Raw genomic sequence first — 17,232 nt, 5'->3', positions numbered from 1 at the left:
CGACGAAAGAAGACGAAGGAGGCGGCATGGCCGAGGAACGGCTCAAGCTGGCCGAGGTACTGGCGGCCGCGGAGGCCGCCGCGCCGATGGAGTCCCTGGACGTGGTGGCGCGCAACCTGCGGGAGCGATTCGGGGCCAAGCGGGTGTCCTTCCTCTTCGTCGACCTCATCGGACGCGAACTGGTGCGGGTGACCGAGCAGAGCACGGAGCAGAACAAGCAGGGCGCCGAGTACATCCGGCTCGACGGCAGTGAGTACGACGACGTGCTGCGCACCCAGGAGCCGTACTCGGTGGCGGACGGCGAGGGCGGGCAGAGGGTGATCGCACCGGTCAGCAACCGCGGCGACGCGATCGGGGTGCTGGAGGTGACCGTTCCCGCCCTCGACCAGGACGTGCTGGAGCAGGTCGCCCAGGCCGCACACGCCCTGGCGTACATCATCATCACCGACCGGCGCTTCACCGACCTCTACCACGTGCGCCGCCGCACCACCCCGACGAGCCTGGCCGCGGAGATCCAGTACCGGCTTCTGCCGGACGCCTCCTGTTGCGAGGCGGCCGACTTCACCCTCGCCGCGGGCCTGGTACCCGCCGACGACATCGGCGGCGACACCTACGACTACGCCCTCGATCATGAGAATCTGCACGTCTCCCTCACCGACGCCATGGGCCATGACGTCGACGCGGCCCTGCTGGCCACCCTCACGGTCAACGCGTTGCGCGGAGCCCGCCGCGCGGGCGCCGACATCGCCGAGCAGGCACGCCAGGCCCACCAGGCCATACTGGACCACGGTCGCGGCGCCCTGACCACCGGGCAACTGCTGCGCATCGGCATGGGCGGCACCGGCGCCGAACTCGTCAACGCCGGCCACCCCTGGCCGCTGCGCCTGCGCGAGGGCACGGTGACGGAGGTGACCTTGCAGGTCGACCCGCCCTTCGGCGTCGCTCTGCGCGGTTCCGTGCGCGGCTCCTACCGGGTGCAGCGCCTGGATCTACGCGCCGGCGACCGGCTGCTGCTGATCACCGACGGCATGCACGAACGCGGCGCCGCGGCCGTCGACCTGCCCGCCCTCCTGCGCGACACCCGCCACCAGCACCCCAGGCAGGTCGTCCAGACCCTGGTCGCCGCGGTGATAGACGCCTGTCAGGGGCGCATGGCCGACGACGCGACCACCGTGTGCCTCGACTGGCACGGCCCCTCACCCGCCCCCGCCTCACCCTGACACCGCCCTCCCGGACAGCGACCGCCACGGGCCGTGGCGTCCGGCCGTTCTCCTGTCACCGGCCGGCGACGCGGGCCGGCGAACCCCGTCCCGAAGGGTGGGGCGGGGTCCGTGCACCCCGGGGCCTACTTCAGGAGCTGGCGGGCCATCACCATGCGCTGGATCTGGTTGGTGCCCTCGTAGATCTGGGTGATCTTGGCGTCGCGCATCATGCGCTCGACCGGGTAGTCGCTGGTGTAGCCGTACCCGCCCAGGAGCTGGACGGCATCGGTGGTGATCTCCATGGCGGCGTCGGAGGCGGCGCACTTGGCGGCGCTGGAGAAGAAGGTGAGGTCCTTCTGCGGCTCGCCCTCCATGGCCCGCTCGGACCTGGCGGCGGCGGCGTAGGTGAGCTGCCGGGCCGCCTCCAGCTTCATGGCCATGTCGGCGAGCATGAACTGCACGCCCTGGAACTCCGCGACGGCCTTGCCGAACTGCTTGCGCTCCTTGACGTACCCCACCGCGTAGTCGAGGGCGCCCTGGGCGATGCCGAGCGCCTGGGCGGCGATGGTGATGCGGGTGTGGTCCAGCGTGGCCAGCGCGGTCTTGAAGCCGGTGCCGGGCTCGCCGATCATGCGGGAGGCCGGGATCCGCACGTTCTCGAGGATGACCTGGCGGGTCGGGGAGCCCTTGATGCCCAGCTTGCGCTCCTTGGCGCCGAAGCTGACGCCCTCGTCGCCCTTCTCCACGACGAACGCGGAGATGCCCCTGGCCCCGACGCCCGGCTCGGTGACGGCCATCACCGTGTAGTACTCCGACACGCCGGCGTTGGTGATCCACATCTTGGCGCCGTCGAGCACGTAGTGGTCGCCGTCCGCCACCGCGCGGGTCTTCATGGCGGCCGCGTCGCTGCCGGCCTCCGCCTCCGACAGGGCGTACGAGAACATCGCCTCGCCCCGTGCGACCGGTGCCAGGTAGCGCTGCTTGAGCTCTTCGGAGGCCGACAGCAGCAGCGGGACGGTGCCGAGCTTGTTGACGGCGGGGATCAGCGAGGACGAGGCGCAGGCCCGCGCCACCTCCTCGATGACGATGACGGTCGCGAGGGCGTCGGCACCGGCGCCGCCGTACTCCTCGGGAACGTGCACGGCGTGCAGGTCCGCCGCGACGAGCGCCTTGTAGACGTCCCAGGAGAACTCCCCGGTCTCGTCGGCCTCGGCGGCGCGGGGGGCGATCTTCTCGTCGGCGAGGGCGCGGACCGTCTCGCGGAGCATCTGGTGCTCTTCGGGCAACGCGTAGAGAGGGTAGCTCATGGGCAAATAGTAGGACGTCCAACAAAGTATGGAGCGATCCACCCCGTCAGATCTCTGTCCCGGCGTTTGCGCAGGTGGCAAAGTGACCGTGCCGGATGCCGATACTCTGACGGCAAAGAATTGGGCAGAACCGAAAGGAGCACCAGTGGCCTACCGCCTGACGATGGTGGGAACCGGATACCTCGGTGCGACGACGTCCGCATGCATGGCCGAGCTGGGCTTCGAGGTGCTCAGCCTCGACGTGGACGCGGAGAAGATCGGCCGTCTGCAGGCCGGGGATCTGCCCATCTACGAACCCGGGCTGGAGGAGGTGCTGAGGCGCAACCTGGCCAACGGGCGGCTGCGCTTCACCACCTCCTACGAGGAGGCCGCGGCCTTCGGGGACGTGCACTTCCTGTGCCTGGGCACCCCCCAGAAGCCCGGCGAGTACGCCGCGGACGTGTCCTACCTGGACGCGGCGATCGAGTCGCTCGCCCCCCACCTGAACCGTGAGTGCCTGGTCGTCGGCAAGTCCACCGTCCCGGTGGGCACCGCCCAGCGGCTGGCCGACAAGCTGGCCCGGCTCGCGCCCATCGGCGCGGGCGCCGAGCTGGCGTGGAACCCCGAGTTCCTTCGCGAGGGGTTCGCGGTGAAGGACACCCTGCACCCCGACCGGATCGTGCTGGGCGTCGCCTCGGACCGGGCCGAGAAGATCATGCGGGAGGTGTACGCCTCCATGCTGGAGATGGGCACCCCGATAGTGATCACCGACTACCCGACGGCCGAGCTGGTCAAGGTGGCCGCGAACGCCTTCCTGGCCACGAAGATCTCTTTCATCAACGCGATGGCCGAGGTCTGCGAGGCCGCGCACGCCGACGTCAAGCAGCTCTCGCTGGCGCTCTCCTTCGACGACCGCATCGGGGGGAAGTTCCTCAACCCGGGGCTCGGTTTCGGCGGGGGATGCCTGCCCAAGGACATAAGGGCCTTCATGGCCCGTGCCGGGGAGCTCGGCGCGGACCAGGCGCTGACCTTCCTGCGCGAGGTGGACGCGATCAACATGCGCCGTCGCGCCCGGATGGTCGACCTGGCCCGCGAGCTGGCCGGGGGGTCGTTCCGCGGCTGTACGGTGGCGGTGCTCGGCGCGGCCTTCAAGCCCAACTCCGACGACATCCGCGACTCCCCGGCCCTCGACGTGGCGGTGAAGATCAGGGAACAGGGTGGCCGGGTGACCGTCTACGACCCGGTGGCCCAGGAGAACGCCCGCCGTGCCCACCCCAACCTGTCCTACGGGCGGTCCGCGCTGGAGGCGGCCAAGGACGCCCATGTCGTGCTGCTGCTGACCGAGTGGCAGGAGTTCATCGCCCTGGATCCCGAGGAACTGGGCTCGGCGGTGGCCTCCCGCAAGATCGTTGACGGTCGTAACGCCCTCGACGCCGAGGTCTGGCGGGCGGCGGGCTGGCACTATCGCGCTCTCGGCCGTCCCTGAGTTCCGGTCTCGGCCCGCGATCATGATCCGGGTCGGTGACGGTGACGCCTCACGGGGACGCCGCCGGGTACGAGGAATCGCCTCGCACGCAGGCCGTCTCACGTGAACGGCGCCTGACGCCGAGGACCGCTTCACGTGGGAGGGGCTTCACACGAGGCGATTCGCGTGAAAGGCGCTTCGCGCGACGGCCGTCCGGCACGGCGCTGGTCTCACACGAAAGCGGCGGACTCCCGATATCGGCCGGGGGCCCGCCGCTTTCGCAACCGGCGTCCAAGGAGTCTTGTCGCTCCTCGGTCCGCCGTGCTCTACGTCACCAGTAGTAGTACCAGTAGTCCCTGTACCAGCGGCGCCGACGCCGATAGCGGCGTCTCCAGCGGTCCGGGTCGTGCCCGAGCCGGGAAGTCCCGGAAAAGATCGCATTGAAGTTCATGGCCACCTCTCTTCATTGCCGATCTCTCGAATCTTTCGATATCCACCGTATCCGCCATGAAAGACAAATACATAAAATCGCCTTCAATTTGGATTAACGATACTTTTAGTGGATATTTCAGGGAGACGGGCACGAAGAATCGTTGACCTGGGTCATGAAAGGCCCTGGGAACGGGCTTTCCGGCCCGCCGCCCGAGGGCAGGGACCGCCCGGACCGGCCGGGACCGTGAGCCCCGGCGCGATCAGTTGTCGAACTCCCCCAGCTTCACCCCTCCGACGAAGGCGTCCCACTCCGCCCGGGTGAAGAACAGCTTCGGCCCCTCGGGGTTCCTGGAGTCGCGCAGCACGTAGAGCGGCCCGGCCCCGGCCTTGTGGCCCTCGCCGACGTCCTCGACCACGGCCACCTCGACGCAGTTGCCGTCACCGTCCCCCTCGGGGGCCGCCCTGCGCCAGACGGCCTTGCTGAGGTCCGCGTCCATGTCGTCCATCACCTTCGTCGCTCAATGCCCGCCGGCCGGGACGGGGCCCCGCGCGGAGCTCTCTTCGGAACGGGTGTGGATCTCCGCCACGTCTCGGGGCGATCGATGCCGTCCCCTCGATGTCGCGGTCCACGTAGACGACACGATAGACCGGGACCGCCTTCGGCGCCGGTGGTCGCGCGGACACGGGGACGCGCGGATCCGCGGGCGCGAGGCCCGCAAAGGACGAACGATCCGGTGAGGGACCAGGGACAGGGGTGCCGGCGTGGCACAGGGGAACCCCGCGGGCGCGAGGCCCGGAAAGGACGGGGAATCCGTACGGGGAACCGCGGGCGGGGCGTCAGCGCGCCGAGATGGAGCTCACGTCGGAGTGGGCCGGTGACCGGCTCTCACCCGCGCCCACGCTGCCGAACACGGCCAGGACCGCCACGGTGAGCCCGAGGATGGCACGGATCGCATTCCTCATGATTCTCAACCTCCCGAATCTGCGAGAATCCTCTCCTTCCCCGTGCATTCCCGTCTATCCGCAATTCCCTAAAATGGTGGTCAAAATGGGAATAATCAGGCTCCGAGCTGGGCGGCCTCGGCACGAAGCCGCTCACCCTTGGCATGGGCCTGCTCCTTGAGGGCGACCTGGAACGCCTCCATCTTCGCCCTGAGCCCCTCGTCGGCGGCGGCCAGGATCCGTACGGCCAGCAGGCCCGCGTTGCGGGCGCCCCCGACGGCGACGGTCGCGACCGGGACACCGGCCGGCATCTGGACGATCGACAGCAGGGAGTCCATGCCGTCGAGGTACTTCAGCGGGACGGGCACGCCGATCACCGGCAGGGGGGTCACCGAGGCGAGCATGCCCGGCAGGTGGGCGGCTCCCCCGGCACCCGCGATGATCACCTTCAGCCCGCGTCCGGCCGCCCCGGCGCCGTAGGCGATCATCTCCTCGGGCATGCGGTGCGCGGAGACCACGTCGGCCTCGAAGGCCACCCCGAACTCGGCGAGCGCCTCGGCGGCGAGTCTCATCACCGGCCAGTCGGAGTCGCTGCCCATGACGATGCCGACGGTGGTCATGCTCTCTCCCTGCCTGCGGGCCGCGGGGGCCGCGTTCTCGGTGATGCCGTGCTCCCGGGGGTCACGCCCCGGGGGAGGTCGCGCCCGGTGGCCGCGTGCCTCGGTGATGCCGTACCCGGGGCGGTCGGGCCCCGGTGACGGCGGCTCTCAGGTGTACCGTCCCTCGGTGAGGTAGACCGCGGCGTGCCGGGCGCGCGCGCGGACCTCGTCCAGGTCGGTGCCGAGCGCGGTGACGTGGCCGATCTTGCGCCCCGGCCGCACCTCCTTGCCGTAGAAGTGGACCTTGATCCCGGGATCGTGGGCCATCACGTGCTCGTACCTGGCGAAGACGTCGGGGTCGTCGCCGCCCAGCAGGTTGGCCATCACCACGACGGGGGCGGTCGGCGCGGGAGAGCCGAGCGGCAGATCGAGGACGGCGCGCAGGTGCTGCTCGTACTGGGAGGTGCGGGAACCCTCGATCGTCCAGTGCCCGCTGTTGTGCGGGCGCATGGCGAGCTCGTTCACGATCAGGCCGGAGGGGACGGCGAACATCTCCACGGCCAGCAGGCCGGTCACGCCGAGCTCCTTGGCGATGTCCAGGGCGATCCGCTGGGCCGTCGCGGCCAGCTCCGGGTCGAGGCCGGGCGCGGGGGCGAGCACCTCGACGCAGATCCCGTCCCGCTGGACGGTCTCCACCACCGGGTAGCTGACGCCCTGCCCGTGCGGCGACCTGGCGACCAGCACGGCGAGCTCCCGCTCGAACGTCACGAACCCCTCGGCCATCAGCGGCACGCCGGAGGCCAGTACCTCGGCCGCGTCCCCGGCCGAGCGGCAGACCCAGACGCCCCGCCCGTCGTACCCTCCGCGGACCGCCTTGAGCACGACGGGCCAGCCGTGCTCGGCGGCGAACCCCTCGACGTCGGCGGCCGTCTCCACCCGCCGCCAGGGCGGGCAGGGGGCGCCGATCGCGGTCAGCCGCTCCCGCATCACGGCCTTGTCCTGGGCGTGCACGAGCGCGTCGGCGCCGGGGTGCACGGCGAAGCCGTCCTCGATCAGGGCGCGGACGTGCTCGGTGGGCACGTGCTCGTGGTCGAAGGTGACCGCGTCGCACCCCTTGGCGAGGTCGCGCAGGTCCGCCAGGGACCGGTGGTCGCCCAGGCGCACGTCGGCGATCACACGGGCGGCGCTCTCGTCGGGCGAGCCCGCCAGGACCCTCAGCTCGACGCCGAGGGCGATGGCCGCCTGCTGGGTCATCCGGGCCAGCTGGCCCGCCCCGATCATGCCGACGACGGGTCCGCGGGGATGGGCCGAAGAATGGCTGCTCACGGCGGTCGAGTGTACCGCTCCCGGTACGGGACCGGTCGGCCGGCCGGTGGCGGGATCGGCGCGGGGGCCGGGCGGCCGTTCCGGGTCGCCTCGCAGGCACGACCGCCCAGCGTGTTCTCCGCCCGGGTGGCGCCCCTGTCCACCCCGGCGGGGTCCGGAGGTTTCCCGCGATCCACCGGCTCAGCGTAACGTCGGGGCGTCTTCACGAAACGCGATATAAGACATTTCCTGAATCGTCCCTGATGGGGACTATGAGAAAATCGAGATGATGTCACGCGGCCTCGCGCGCCGCACCGGTACCCTGATCCGAGAGTGTTCGAGGTCCTCCGACGTGGTGGATCACCGGTCGACCCGAAAGGACCGTGCACGGACGTGGAGTTTCTCCGAAACGCCTACCGGCGGCTCGCCGGGCTGGCACGGGAACTGGCGAAGTTCGGCGCGATCGGCGCGATCGCCTTCCTGATCGACACCGGTACCACCAACCTGCTCCGGTTCGGGTTCGACTGGGGACCGCTCACCTCCAAGGTCATCGCCACGGTCGTCGCGGCCACCTTCGCCTACCTCGGCAACCGCCACTGGACGTTCAAGGACCGGGAACAGAGCGGCCTGGCCCGCGAGTACTTCCTGTTCTTCGTGCTCAACGGCATCGGCCTGCTGATCTCCCTGCTGGTGATCGGCTTCGTGACCTACACGCTCGGCCTGGAGGACGCGCTGAGCTACAACGTCGCGCTGCTCATCGGGACCGGGCTCGGCACCCTGTTCCGGTTCTGGTCCTACAAGAAGTGGGTCTTCCTGCCGGGCGTCACCCCGGTCGCACCGGTGCCGACCGGCCAGGTGAACGGCCACGTGTACCTGCTGAACAAGACCCCGGAGGAGGACGTGCGGCCGCCCCGGCAGCACTGACCCCGCGCAACCCCCGGCAGACCCCTGTAACCCCCGGCAGACCCCGCCGGACCGCGCCCGGCCCCCGGCCCCCGGGCCCCGGGCCCGCGCCGCGGACGAAGGCGCCACCCCCGCGACGGGCCGTCCCTACGGTCAGGCGGGCCCGCGGACGACGCGGTTCCTGCCCGTGTCCCCCACCTGGCGCAGGAAGAGCGCGAACGCCGCGGGACGGGGCCGTACCAGCTCCAGGCGCCCGCCGTCGGCGGCGGCCAGCGCCCTGGCCAGCGGCAGGCCCAGACCCGTGCTGCCGCCCCCGCTGACGTTCCGCTCGAAGACCCTCGGGGCCAGGTCGTCGGGGATGCCCCTGCCCTGGTCCGCGACCTCGATCACGACGGACCTGTCCTTGACGCTGGTCGTCACGGTCACCGTGCCGTCGCCGTGTCCCAGCGAGTTCTCCAGCAGGGTGGAGATCACCTGGCTGATGCCGCCCCCGGTGCCCAGGGCCTGGAGTTCGCGGGTGCCGGCCAGCTTCAGCCTCCGCCCGGCCCGGCGGAACGCCGGCCCCCACTCGATGAACTGCTGGTCGAGCAGCGCGTCGAGTTCCACGATCTCGGCCTGGGCCTGACGCTGCCTCCTGGCGGTGGCCAGCAGCTCGTCGATCACGGCGGTCAGCCGCTCGGCCTGCACGATCGCGGCCTCGCCCTCCTCCTTGACGATGCCGGGCTCGTCGGCGGCCGCGACGATCTCCTCCAGCCTCATGGTCAGGCCGGTGAGCGGGGTGCGGAGCTGGTGGGAGGCGTCGGTGGCGAACTCCCGCTCCCTGGCCAGCAGGTCCGAGATGCGGGTCGCACTGCGGTCCAGCACCTCGGCCACCCGGTCGAGCTCCTGGATCCCGTAGCGGTGCTTGCTGGGCCGGGCGTCACCGGAGCCGAGCCGCTCGGCGATCATCGCCAGGTCGCTGAGCGGGAGCGTCAGGCGCCGCGACTGCACGATGGCGAGCCCCACCGCGACCGCCAGGGCAGCCGCGGCGAGTCCGAGGATGAGGAAGAGCCAGGCGTGCGCCTCGCGTTCCACCTCCGTCCTGTCCCGGCTGACCGCGACGTACACGCCGTTCTCCGACTGGGCGTCCTCGGTCATCTTCTGGCTCTCGGGGGGCTCGGTGCCCACCGTTATCACCTGGGGCGGCGTCCCCTTCGCGTAAATCTGAATGTAAAGATCGGAGTACTTACGTTCCAGTTGCTGCTCGTCGACCGGCTGATCCTGGATCCGGGCGTACTCGACCTCCCCCAGCAGGCTCTTGGCGTGCGAGGAGAGCGCCTGGGTCGCCTCCTCCTCGATGAGCCGGTTGACCGCCACACCGAGGGGAATGCCGAGCAACAACACCCCGATGACCGCGACGAGGAGGGTTGAGGAGAGCAGGCGGCGGCGCATCTCCTACTCGCGCTCGAACCTGAAGCCGACCCCTCGAACCGTCGTGATGTACCGGGGCTTGGCGGCGTCGTCCCCCAGCTTGCGGCGTAGCCAGGAGATGTGCATGTCCAGGGTCTTGGTCGAACCCCACCAGTTGGTGTCCCACACCTCGCGCATGATCTGCTCCCGGGTGACCACCTTCCCGGCGTCCCGGACCAGGACCCTCAGCAGGTCGAACTCCTTGGTGGTCAGATGGAGTTCCTTGTCGCCCATCCAGGCGCGGCGGGAGTCGGCGTCGATGCGCACGCCCTGGACCACCGGCGTCTCGGACGTGCCGCGCCGCAGCAGGGCGCGGACGCGCGCCAGCAGCTCGGCCAGGCGGAAAGGCTTGGTGACGTAGTCGTCGGCCCCGGCGTCGAGGCCCACCACGGTGTCCACCTCGTCGACGCGGGCGGTGAGTATCAGCACGGGAGTACCGTGGCCCTCCGCGCGGATGCGCCGGGCCACCTCCAGGCCGTCCATCTCGGGAAGACCGAGATCGAGAACGATCAAGTCGATGCCGCCCGACAGCGCTCGTTCCAGAGCCTGCGGGCCGTCAGGGCTCACCTCTACTTGATAACCCTCGCGGCGCAACGCGCGCGCCAATGGTTCGGAAATCGAGGTGTCATCCTCGGCGAGTAGTACACAGGTCATGTTGCGATCGTAGGACCTTAGGGGATCGTTTCCCGGGTACAGCGCGCGGTTTGACGTGTCGTTGACCTATCCATTGACCTGGGCAAACACTGATAAATCCCGGATAGTCATCCCGCAACGGCCCGAGGCCGAGCGGTAGGTCCCCCACCTAGTAAGCCCCTCGAAAGCACAGGGGCCCAAAAGGATCGGCCGACAAAACAGAACACGCCCGACCGGAAGGGATCCGGTGGGCGTGTTCCGCTCGATCCATATCACTCCGCCGACGGCGGCTCGGCGTAGCGGGCGAGGTAGAGCTGCTCCCCGAGGCTTCCGATCAGCCCCAGTTCGGTCTCCAGGTAGTCGATGTGGCGCTCCTCGTCCTCCAGGATCTCCTCGAAGATCCGGGCCGAGGTGGCGTCGCCCTTCTCGCGCATCAGGATGATGGCGGGCCGCAGGCGGGTGACCACCTCCAGCTCGACGTTCAGATCCGCGCGGAGCTGCTCCGCCACGGTCTGGCCGATGTGCAGGGTGCCCAGCTTCTGATAGTTGGGCAGCCCCTCCAGGAAGAGGATGCGGTCGGTGAGCTTCTCCGCGTGGCGCATCTCGTCGATGGACTCTTCGCGGGTGTATTTGGCCAACCGGGTGTAACCCCAGTTCTCCTGCATCTTGGCATGAAGGAAGTACTGGTTGATCGCGGTCAGCTCTGCGGTGAGCTGCTCGTTGAGCAGCTCAATGATCTTCTTGTCGCCCTGCATGATCGGGCTCCTCGTGCTATGCGGTCGGCATCAAGTCTTCAGACCGCTTCAGGATCGCACAAATTTTCCGCACGCAAGAAGCGCAGTCGCCACCGGCACCCGTGGAGTCGCGGATCTGGCGCGCACTCTTCGCCCCTGCCGAGATGCAGTCGTGCACCTCGTTCTCGGTGACCGCTCGGCAGACGCATACGTACACGGCGGGTGTGACCTCTCATGAGGGTACCATAGGTAAGGCACACCTAAGGTAACCCATTTGGTTAGGCTTGCCTATGTGAGGTAGGGCACACTCACCTGACCGTCACACCCTCCTGCCGTTCCCGCGACCCCGCCCGTCCCTCCGGAACAGGTCGCCGGCAGGTCCCGAGATCCACACCCCGCGCCCACCGGATCCGTCCGCGTGCACGTCACACGCCGCTCCAGGCCCTCCGGCCGGCCGGAGGGTGCCCAGAATGCCCCGGGGCGTCCGGAACGCTCACGGACGCCCTCGGCGCCTTCTCAGTGCCCTCTGGCCAGCCACTCCTCCAGGTGCCCCGCCTCCTGGCCGATGACGGTCGAGGGCCCGTGGCCGGTGTGCACGACCGTCTCCGGGGGCAGGGTCAGCAACCGGCCCTTGATCGACTCGATGATCGTGTCGAACGAGGAGAAGGACCGCCCGGTCGCGCCGGGGCCGCCCTGGAACAGGGTGTCGCCGCTGAAGACCGTGCAGATGTCCGCGCCGTACAGGCAGACCGCGCCCGGGGAGTGACCCGGCGTGTGCAGCACGGTCAGCTCGACCCCTCCGGCCGAGAGCACCTGGCCGTCCTGGAGCGGGACGTACGGCAGGTCGGCGTAGACCATCTCCCACAGCACCCGGTCGGCCGGGTGCAGCAGGACCGGCGCGCCCGTCCGCTGAGCGAGCTCGGCGGCCGCGTCGATGTGGTCGTCGTGCGCGTGGGTGCACACGATGGCCCTGACCTCCCGGCCACCGACCCGCTGGGCGATCGCGGCGGCGTCGTGCGCGGCGTCGACGACGATGACCTCGCTCGCCGAGCCGACGATCCAGACGTTGTTGTCGACGTCCCAGGTCCCGCCGTCCAGCGAGAAGGTGCCCGAGGTGATGATCTTGTCGATCACAGGATCACCACCGAGCGCAGGACCTCGCCGCGGTGCATCCGCGCGAAGGCCTCCTCGACGTCGCCCAGCCCGATCGTCTCGGAGACGAAGCGGTCCAGGTCCAGCCGTCCCTGCAGGTACAGGTCGATGAGCATCGGGAAGTCGCGGCTGGGCAGGCAGTCGCCGTACCAGGAGGACTTCAGCGCGCCACCGCGGCCGAAGACGTCGATCAGCGGCAGCTCCAGCGTCATCTCCGGGGTGGGCACCCCCACCAGGACCACGGTCCCGGCCAGGTCGCGGGCGTAGAACGCCTGCCTGTAGGTCTCGGGACGGCCCACGGCCTCGATGACCACGTCCGCGCCGTTGCCGCCGGTGAGCTCCTTGACCGTCTCGACCACGTCCTGGGTGCGGGAGTTGACCGTGTGGGTGGCGCCGAACTCGGTGGCCCAGCCGAGCTTGCGGTCGTCCACGTCCACCGCGATGATCTTCGAGGCGCCCGCCAGCCGGGCCCCCAGGATGGCCGCGTCACCGACACCGCCGCACCCGATGACCGCCACGCTGTCGCCGCGCCCCACCCCGCCGGTGTTGATCGCCGCGCCCAGGCCCGCCATCACGCCGCACCCCAGCAGCCCGGCCACCTTCGCCGGGGCCGAGGGGTCCACCTTGGTGCACTGCCCGGCCGCCACCAGCGTCTTCTCGACGAACGCGCCGATGCCCAGCGCGGGGCTGAGCGGCGTCCCGTCCTCCAGGGTCATCGCCTGGGAGGCGTTGTGGGTCGCGAAGCAGTACCACGGACGGCCGCGCAGGCACGCCCGGCAGTTCCCGCACACCGCCCGCCAGTTCAGGATCACGAAGTCACCGGGGGCCACCTCGGTGACGCCCTCGCCGACCGCCTCGACCACCCCGGCGGCCTCATGACCCAGCAGGAACGGGAACTCGTCGTTGATGCCCCCCTCCCGGTAGTGCAGGTCGGTATGGCAGACGCCGCAGGCCTGGACGTTCACCACCGCCTCCCCCGGTCCCGGATCGGGCACGATGACGGTCTCCAGCGAGACCGGCTCGCCCTTGCCACGCGCGACCACGCCTTGCACGGTGTACGGCATTCCTGCACCTCATCTGTTCCGGAAACTCTCCGAGCCCCCCGCGAGCCCCGGGAGGCTCCGCGGTACTCGCGGGGCTCCGTGCGCTCGCCTCCCTGCGGGACGGTCCTCGGGGCCGCACCCGGAGCTCGGTGGTCGGTCAATGACTATCAGGACTCCGGCGCAGAACATAAGGCTGGACCACCCCGAGTCCGCGGGCGGGCCTGCGCGGGATGCGGCCCACCTCGACGCCGGGCGCGCCCTCCAGCGCCCCGGCCAGCCCGTCGTCGACGACGATCGTGCCGGGACGGGCGATGGCCGTGAGCCTGGCCGCCAGGTTGACCGTGGTGCCGAACACGTCCCCCATGATCGGCACCACCGGGCCGTACGCCAGCCCGATCCGCACGTCCGGCCCGTACCGGCGGACCGTCTCGACCATGTCCAGGGCGATCGCCGCGGCCGTGCGCGGGTCGGAGGCCGAGAAGAGCACCTCGTCGCCGAGGGTCTTGATCAGCCGTCCCCCGTGCTCGGCGACGACGTCTGAGGCCCGCGCCTCGAAGCCCTCGACCAGCTCGGCCAGCCCGCGCTCGTCCAGCTCCCGGGAGACCCGGGTGAAGGAGACCAGGTCGGCGAAGCCCACCGTCAGCGTGAGCCGGGCCGGCGCGATCCGGTCGTCGATGTCGGCGACGGTCAGCAGGCGGGTCCCGGCGGCGGCGAGCTGGGCGCGCCAGACGTGCACCAGCACCTTCTCGAAGTCCGGGAGCAGCCTGCGGGAGGTGTCCATGACCGCGGCCAGGTCCTCGTCGGCCGGCCGCTCTCCGGGGTCGAGCATGGCACCGATCATGATCTCGGCCTGCCACTGGGCGAGCCTGGCGGTGGTCTGGCCGAGCGCCCTGGACATCCGGATGACGGTCCGGTCGTCCATCAGGCCGTTCTCCATCATCGCCCGGACCCGCAGCAGCACCGCGACGTCCGCGTCGGTGAAGGCCACGGCGTCGTCGGGAAGCGTGGCGAACCCCAGGGCCCGCCAGATCCGTTCGGTGAGCTCCTGCGGGACCCCGGCGAGCGCCGCCACCTGGATCCGGGTGTAGCGGGGGGCCGTGCCGACGAAGAGGTGCTCGATCTGCTCCGCCGTCGGGCGCCCCGCGGGCACCCGCCCGGCCTGATCCGTCGCCTCCGGTCCCGTCTCCCGCGTACCCGCCCCCTCCGGTTCCGTCCCCTCGGGTCCCGTCCCCTCGGGTCCCGTCTCCTCCGGGACCGTCTCCCGCGTGCCCGTCGCCTCCGTACCCGTCCCGGCCCGCCCCCCGGTGCCCCCGGGCCCCTCGCCCGGACTTCCCGCGGGGTTCCGGTACCGGTCCTCGCCCCGGTCCGGGAGGTCACGCCCCATCGGTCACCGCCCGCCGGGTTCGGAGGGCTCCCCGTCGGCCGCCTCGTCGATCGCGCGGAACAGCTCGGTCCGCACGTCCTGGATGCGCGGGATGTCGCGGAGCGTGATCCGGCCGCTGTCGCCCGCCGACTCCACGACGAGCGTGCCGCAGCCGAAGAGCCTCTCCGTCAGCGTCTGGTCGGCGCTGACCGCCACGACCTTGGCCATCGGGATGTCGTCGACGGACGTGCTCAGCACGCCGGTGCCGATGGTGAGCCGGTGCGAGGTGAGCACGTACGTGGTGTTCCTCCAGCGCAGGTACGGCACGAACGACCACACCGTCAGCAGGCCGACGCTGATCACGGCCACCGCGATCAGCGCGTAGAACGTGTACTCGAAGTCGGGCATGAAGAAGACGGCGGCACCGGACGCCAGGATGATCAGGATCAGCGCGAGGAACGGCACGATGAGGCGTTTCCAGTGAGGGCGGAACGACCTGATCCGTCGTTCCCCCTCCGTCATCTGGTGATCGGGTAGACCCATGGGCCAAATCGTGGCACGTCCGCGTGCCCCGCGTCATGAGCCGCGGGAGCGAACACGCGCGGCGTCACGAACCGTACGGCGCACGGCAGGCACGTGGGCGGACGAAAGGGGGCACGCGGGGTCACGAGCCCTGCGGGCGGACGTGCACCACGTCCCCCACGCTGAGCACGTGCTGCTCCCCCTTGGCGTCCACGAGCAGGTGACCCGTGTGGTCGACGCCGGTGGCCGTGCCGGTCAGCACCCGCTCCCCGGGCAGCTCCACCCGGACCCGGCGGCCGACCGTGGCGCTGGCCGCCAGGTAGGCGGCCCGCAGACCGCACGCCTCGGGGTCGCCGTCGGCCTCGGACCACTCCCGGTAGTGGGTCTCGACCTCCCGCAGCACCGCGCGCAGGAGCGGGTCCCGGTCGGCGCAGCCGGCCTTCTCGATGACCAGCGAGGTGGCGGTCTCCACCGGCAGCTCCTCGGCGCGCAGGCTCACGTTGAGCCCGACCCCCACGATCACCGCGCTGTCGATCCGCTCGGCGAGCACCCCGGCGAGCTTGCGCTCGCCGACCAGCAGGTCGTTGGGCCACTTGAGCCGGACGTCGACCTCGGTGACCTTCCGCACCGCGGACGCGACCGCCAGGCCGACGAGCAGGGGGAGCCAGCCCTGCCTGGCCGGGGGCGGGTCGGGGCGGAACAGCATGGAGAACGTCAGGCCCGAGCGCGGTGGAGCGCTCCACGCCCGGCCGAGCCTGCCCCGCCCGGCGAACTGGGTCTCGGCGACGATGACGGCCCCCTGCCGGACGCCGTCGCGGGCGGCCTGCCCGAGGTCCGCGTTGGTCGATCCGGTCCTGGCGACCACGGTGACGTCGGACCACAGGCCACCGGGGCGGACCAGGGCCCGGGTGAGCGCCGCCTGGGAGAGCGGCGGGCGTTCGAGATCGGTGAAGGGCGAATCGAGCACCTGACCATCCTGCCTTCCCGAGGGAGCGACCGGTACCTAATCACCGTATGTCATCGCAGGGCCCGCGTCCGTGGCGCGGCGGCAGCGCATATGGTGGCCTGACCGTCACCGTGATCGGACACGTCGCCGGGGCACGCGGCACCCCGCCGCGCGCACCGGGCACGCCGTACCCGGCCGGCCGCTCACCGGCCGCACCGTGTCCGCCGGGTGCCCGCCGGGTGCCCGCCGGATACCCGTCGGGTGCTCGCCGGGTGCTCGCCGGGCACCGGTCCGGGACGGGCCTGAGGTCTCCACCCTGGAGGATGCGGATGAGCGGACGTCCCGACCCGACGAGCGCGTCCGCCGAGGTCACGCGCAGGCCGGGGCCCACCACCCGGGCGCGGGTCGGGCAGATGCGCTCGGGCACGCTGCACGAGCGCCGCGACGACCTGGCCACCGAGGAGCCGCTGGAGATCCGGGTCCGCTCGGGCTCGGAGCACCGCACGGTCGCGATCACCATGCGCACCCCGGGACACGACTTCGAGCTGGCCGCCGGGTTCCTGTACGGCGAGGGCGTCGCCACCCCGGCCGACGTGGCGTCCATCGCCTACTGCACCGACGAGGACGTGCCCCCGCAGGCGCGCTACAACACCGTCACCGTACGGCTCCACGGCCCGCTGCCCGACCTGCCCTCGCTGGACCGGCACTTCGTGACGTCCAGCGCGTGCGGCGTCTGCGGTACCGCGAGCCTCGACGCGCTGCGCGACCGCCGCCCCCCGGCACCCGCCGGGCAGGGCCCGCTCATCTCCCCGGAGGTCCTGTACGGCCTCCCCGACCGGCTCAGGCGGGCCCAGGGCGTCTTCGGCAAGACCGGGGGGCTGCACGCCGCCGGGCTGTTCACCCCCGAAGGAGAGGCGCTCGCCGTCCGCGAGGACGTGGGACGGCACAACGCGCTGGACAAGCTCGTCGGCTGGGCCATGACGACCGGCAGGCTGCCGCTGGACGATCACCTGCTCATGGTCAGCGGGCGGACCAGCTACGAGATCATGCAGAAGGCCCTCACCGCGGGCCTGGCGGTCGTCTGCGCGGTCTCCGCGCCCTCCTCCCTGGCCGTCGAGCTGGCCAGGGAGTTCGACATGACGCTGGTCGGCTTCCTGCGCGAGGAGCGCTTCAACGTCTACGCCGGAGCGCACCGCCTCACCCCGTGACCGTGCCCGTCCTGGCGGGACGGCACGGGGCGGCCACGGGTGGAACGG

At 70.9% G+C, this 17,232-nt stretch carries 18 protein-coding genes; 4 read left to right on the top strand and 14 right to left on the bottom strand.

Annotated elements, in window-relative coordinates; translation table 11 throughout:
* Positions 1–26 precede the first annotated feature (26 nt).
* Positions 27–1,220, top strand: a complete 1,194-nt coding sequence (locus ACZ6RT_RS16160; protein ID WP_470154194.1) for a PP2C family protein-serine/threonine phosphatase — start codon at positions 27–29, stop codon at positions 1,218–1,220.
* Positions 1,221–1,345: 125 nt separating this feature from the next.
* Here ACZ6RT_RS16160 and ACZ6RT_RS16155 read toward each other — a convergent pair whose 3' ends face one another.
* Positions 1,346–2,509, bottom strand: a complete 1,164-nt coding sequence (locus ACZ6RT_RS16155) for an acyl-CoA dehydrogenase family protein (RefSeq protein ID WP_399185925.1) — start codon at positions 2,507–2,509, stop codon at positions 1,346–1,348.
* 163 nt (positions 2,510–2,672) lie between these two features.
* Here ACZ6RT_RS16155 and ACZ6RT_RS16150 point away from each other — a divergent pair, with 163 nt between their 5' ends.
* The gene (locus ACZ6RT_RS16150) at positions 2,673–3,974 is read left to right on the top strand and encodes a UDP-glucose dehydrogenase family protein (protein WP_399186094.1); all 1,302 of its coding nucleotides are present in this window, start codon (positions 2,673–2,675) and stop codon (positions 3,972–3,974) included.
* Between the two features lie 671 nt (positions 3,975–4,645).
* Here the strand turns inward: ACZ6RT_RS16150 and ACZ6RT_RS16145 are convergent.
* The 4 genes from ACZ6RT_RS16145 to ACZ6RT_RS16130 form a co-directional block, all read right to left on the bottom strand.
* A complete protein-coding gene (locus ACZ6RT_RS16145) occupies positions 4,646–4,891 on the bottom strand; it encodes a DUF397 domain-containing protein (RefSeq protein ID WP_399185924.1) in 246 nt (81 codons plus the stop codon).
* Between the two features lie 331 nt (positions 4,892–5,222).
* Positions 5,223–5,348, bottom strand: a complete 126-nt coding sequence (locus tag ACZ6RT_RS16140) for a hypothetical protein (RefSeq protein ID WP_399185923.1) — start codon at positions 5,346–5,348, stop codon at positions 5,223–5,225.
* Positions 5,349–5,443: 95 nt separating this feature from the next.
* Positions 5,444–5,947: a 5-(carboxyamino)imidazole ribonucleotide mutase gene (purE, locus tag ACZ6RT_RS16135; protein WP_399185922.1), complete on the bottom strand. Its 504-nt coding sequence runs from the start codon at positions 5,945–5,947 to the stop codon at positions 5,444–5,446.
* A gap of 147 nt (positions 5,948–6,094) precedes the next feature.
* Complete coding sequence (locus tag ACZ6RT_RS16130) at positions 6,095–7,207, bottom strand: 5-(carboxyamino)imidazole ribonucleotide synthase (RefSeq protein WP_399186093.1); 1,113 nt, start codon at positions 7,205–7,207, stop codon at positions 6,095–6,097.
* A gap of 417 nt (positions 7,208–7,624) precedes the next feature.
* Here ACZ6RT_RS16130 and ACZ6RT_RS16125 point away from each other — a divergent pair, with 417 nt between their 5' ends.
* The gene (locus ACZ6RT_RS16125) at positions 7,625–8,155 is read left to right on the top strand and encodes a GtrA family protein (protein WP_399185921.1); all 531 of its coding nucleotides are present in this window, start codon (positions 7,625–7,627) and stop codon (positions 8,153–8,155) included.
* Positions 8,156–8,287: 132 nt separating this feature from the next.
* Here ACZ6RT_RS16125 and ACZ6RT_RS16120 read toward each other — a convergent pair whose 3' ends face one another.
* The 9 genes from ACZ6RT_RS16120 to ACZ6RT_RS16080 form a co-directional block, all read right to left on the bottom strand.
* The gene (locus ACZ6RT_RS16120; protein WP_399185920.1) at positions 8,288–9,565 is read right to left on the bottom strand and encodes an ATP-binding protein; all 1,278 of its coding nucleotides are present in this window, start codon (positions 9,563–9,565) and stop codon (positions 8,288–8,290) included.
* A 3-nt stretch (positions 9,566–9,568) separates the two neighbouring features.
* Positions 9,569–10,237, bottom strand: coding sequence for a response regulator transcription factor (locus tag ACZ6RT_RS16115; RefSeq protein ID WP_012888073.1), 669 nt, complete (start codon positions 10,235–10,237; stop codon positions 9,569–9,571).
* Positions 10,238–10,488: 251 nt separating this feature from the next.
* A complete protein-coding gene (gene bfr / locus ACZ6RT_RS16110) occupies positions 10,489–10,971 on the bottom strand; it encodes a bacterioferritin (protein WP_399185919.1) in 483 nt (160 codons plus the stop codon).
* A gap of 16 nt (positions 10,972–10,987) precedes the next feature.
* Entirely contained in the window at positions 10,988–11,167 is a 180-nt protein-coding gene (locus tag ACZ6RT_RS16105; RefSeq protein ID WP_344889512.1) for a (2Fe-2S)-binding protein, read from the bottom strand.
* A 299-nt stretch (positions 11,168–11,466) separates the two neighbouring features.
* On the bottom strand, positions 11,467–12,084 hold the full coding sequence (locus tag ACZ6RT_RS16100; RefSeq protein WP_399185918.1) for an MBL fold metallo-hydrolase: 618 nt from the start codon (positions 12,082–12,084) through the stop codon (positions 11,467–11,469).
* On the bottom strand, positions 12,081–13,166 hold the full coding sequence (locus tag ACZ6RT_RS16095; protein ID WP_399185917.1) for an S-(hydroxymethyl)mycothiol dehydrogenase: 1,086 nt from the start codon (positions 13,164–13,166) through the stop codon (positions 12,081–12,083). Before ACZ6RT_RS16095 ends, ACZ6RT_RS16100 begins: the two co-directional genes overlap by 4 nt.
* 136 nt (positions 13,167–13,302) lie before the next feature.
* Entirely contained in the window at positions 13,303–14,295 is a 993-nt protein-coding gene (locus ACZ6RT_RS16090) for an adenylate/guanylate cyclase domain-containing protein (RefSeq protein ID WP_399185916.1), read from the bottom strand.
* Between the two features lie 237 nt (positions 14,296–14,532).
* Positions 14,533–15,051 carry a PH domain-containing protein gene (locus tag ACZ6RT_RS16085; protein ID WP_399185915.1) on the bottom strand — a complete coding sequence of 173 codons (519 nt, stop codon included), beginning with the start codon at positions 15,049–15,051 and terminating at the stop codon, positions 14,533–14,535.
* 121 nt (positions 15,052–15,172) lie between these two features.
* A complete protein-coding gene (locus ACZ6RT_RS16080) occupies positions 15,173–15,997 on the bottom strand; it encodes a biotin--[acetyl-CoA-carboxylase] ligase (protein ID WP_399185914.1) in 825 nt (274 codons plus the stop codon).
* 308 nt (positions 15,998–16,305) lie between these two features.
* On the opposite strand from ACZ6RT_RS16080, the gene fdhD reads away from it, so the two are divergent.
* Positions 16,306–17,184, top strand: coding sequence for a formate dehydrogenase accessory sulfurtransferase FdhD (fdhD, locus tag ACZ6RT_RS16075; RefSeq protein WP_470154189.1), 879 nt, complete (start codon positions 16,306–16,308; stop codon positions 17,182–17,184).
* The last annotated feature ends 48 nt before the right edge of the window (positions 17,185–17,232 follow it).

The sequence above is a fragment of the Streptosporangium sp. NPDC050148 genome, assembly GCF_055586505.1.
Note: the sequence above shows the minus strand (reverse complement) of the source record. Positions and strands in the feature narration are given on the sequence as shown.

Coding starts and splice junctions, on each gene's coding strand:
- ACZ6RT_RS16160 (WP_470154194.1), top strand. CDS start 27: ATGGCCGAGGAACGGCTCAAGCTGGCCGAGGTACTGGCGGCCGCGGAG.
- ACZ6RT_RS16155 (WP_399185925.1), bottom strand. CDS start 2,509: ATGAGCTACCCTCTCTACGCGTTGCCCGAAGAGCACCAGATGCTCCGC.
- ACZ6RT_RS16150 (WP_399186094.1), top strand. CDS start 2,673: ATGGTGGGAACCGGATACCTCGGTGCGACGACGTCCGCATGCATGGCC.
- ACZ6RT_RS16145 (WP_399185924.1), bottom strand. CDS start 4,891: ATGGACGACATGGACGCGGACCTCAGCAAGGCCGTCTGGCGCAGGGCG.
- ACZ6RT_RS16140 (WP_399185923.1), bottom strand. CDS start 5,348: ATGAGGAATGCGATCCGTGCCATCCTCGGGCTCACCGTGGCGGTCCTG.
- purE (WP_399185922.1), bottom strand. CDS start 5,947: ATGACCACCGTCGGCATCGTCATGGGCAGCGACTCCGACTGGCCGGTG.
- ACZ6RT_RS16130 (WP_399186093.1), bottom strand. CDS start 7,207: ATGATCGGGGCGGGCCAGCTGGCCCGGATGACCCAGCAGGCGGCCATC.
- ACZ6RT_RS16120 (WP_399185920.1), bottom strand. CDS start 9,565: ATGCGCCGCCGCCTGCTCTCCTCAACCCTCCTCGTCGCGGTCATCGGG.
- ACZ6RT_RS16115 (WP_012888073.1), bottom strand. CDS start 10,237: ATGACCTGTGTACTACTCGCCGAGGATGACACCTCGATTTCCGAACCA.
- bfr (WP_399185919.1), bottom strand. CDS start 10,971: ATGCAGGGCGACAAGAAGATCATTGAGCTGCTCAACGAGCAGCTCACC.
- ACZ6RT_RS16095 (WP_399185917.1), bottom strand. CDS start 13,166: ATGCCGTACACCGTGCAAGGCGTGGTCGCGCGTGGCAAGGGCGAGCCG.
- ACZ6RT_RS16085 (WP_399185915.1), bottom strand. CDS start 15,051: ATGGGTCTACCCGATCACCAGATGACGGAGGGGGAACGACGGATCAGG.
- fdhD (WP_470154189.1), top strand. CDS start 16,306: ATGAGCGGACGTCCCGACCCGACGAGCGCGTCCGCCGAGGTCACGCGC.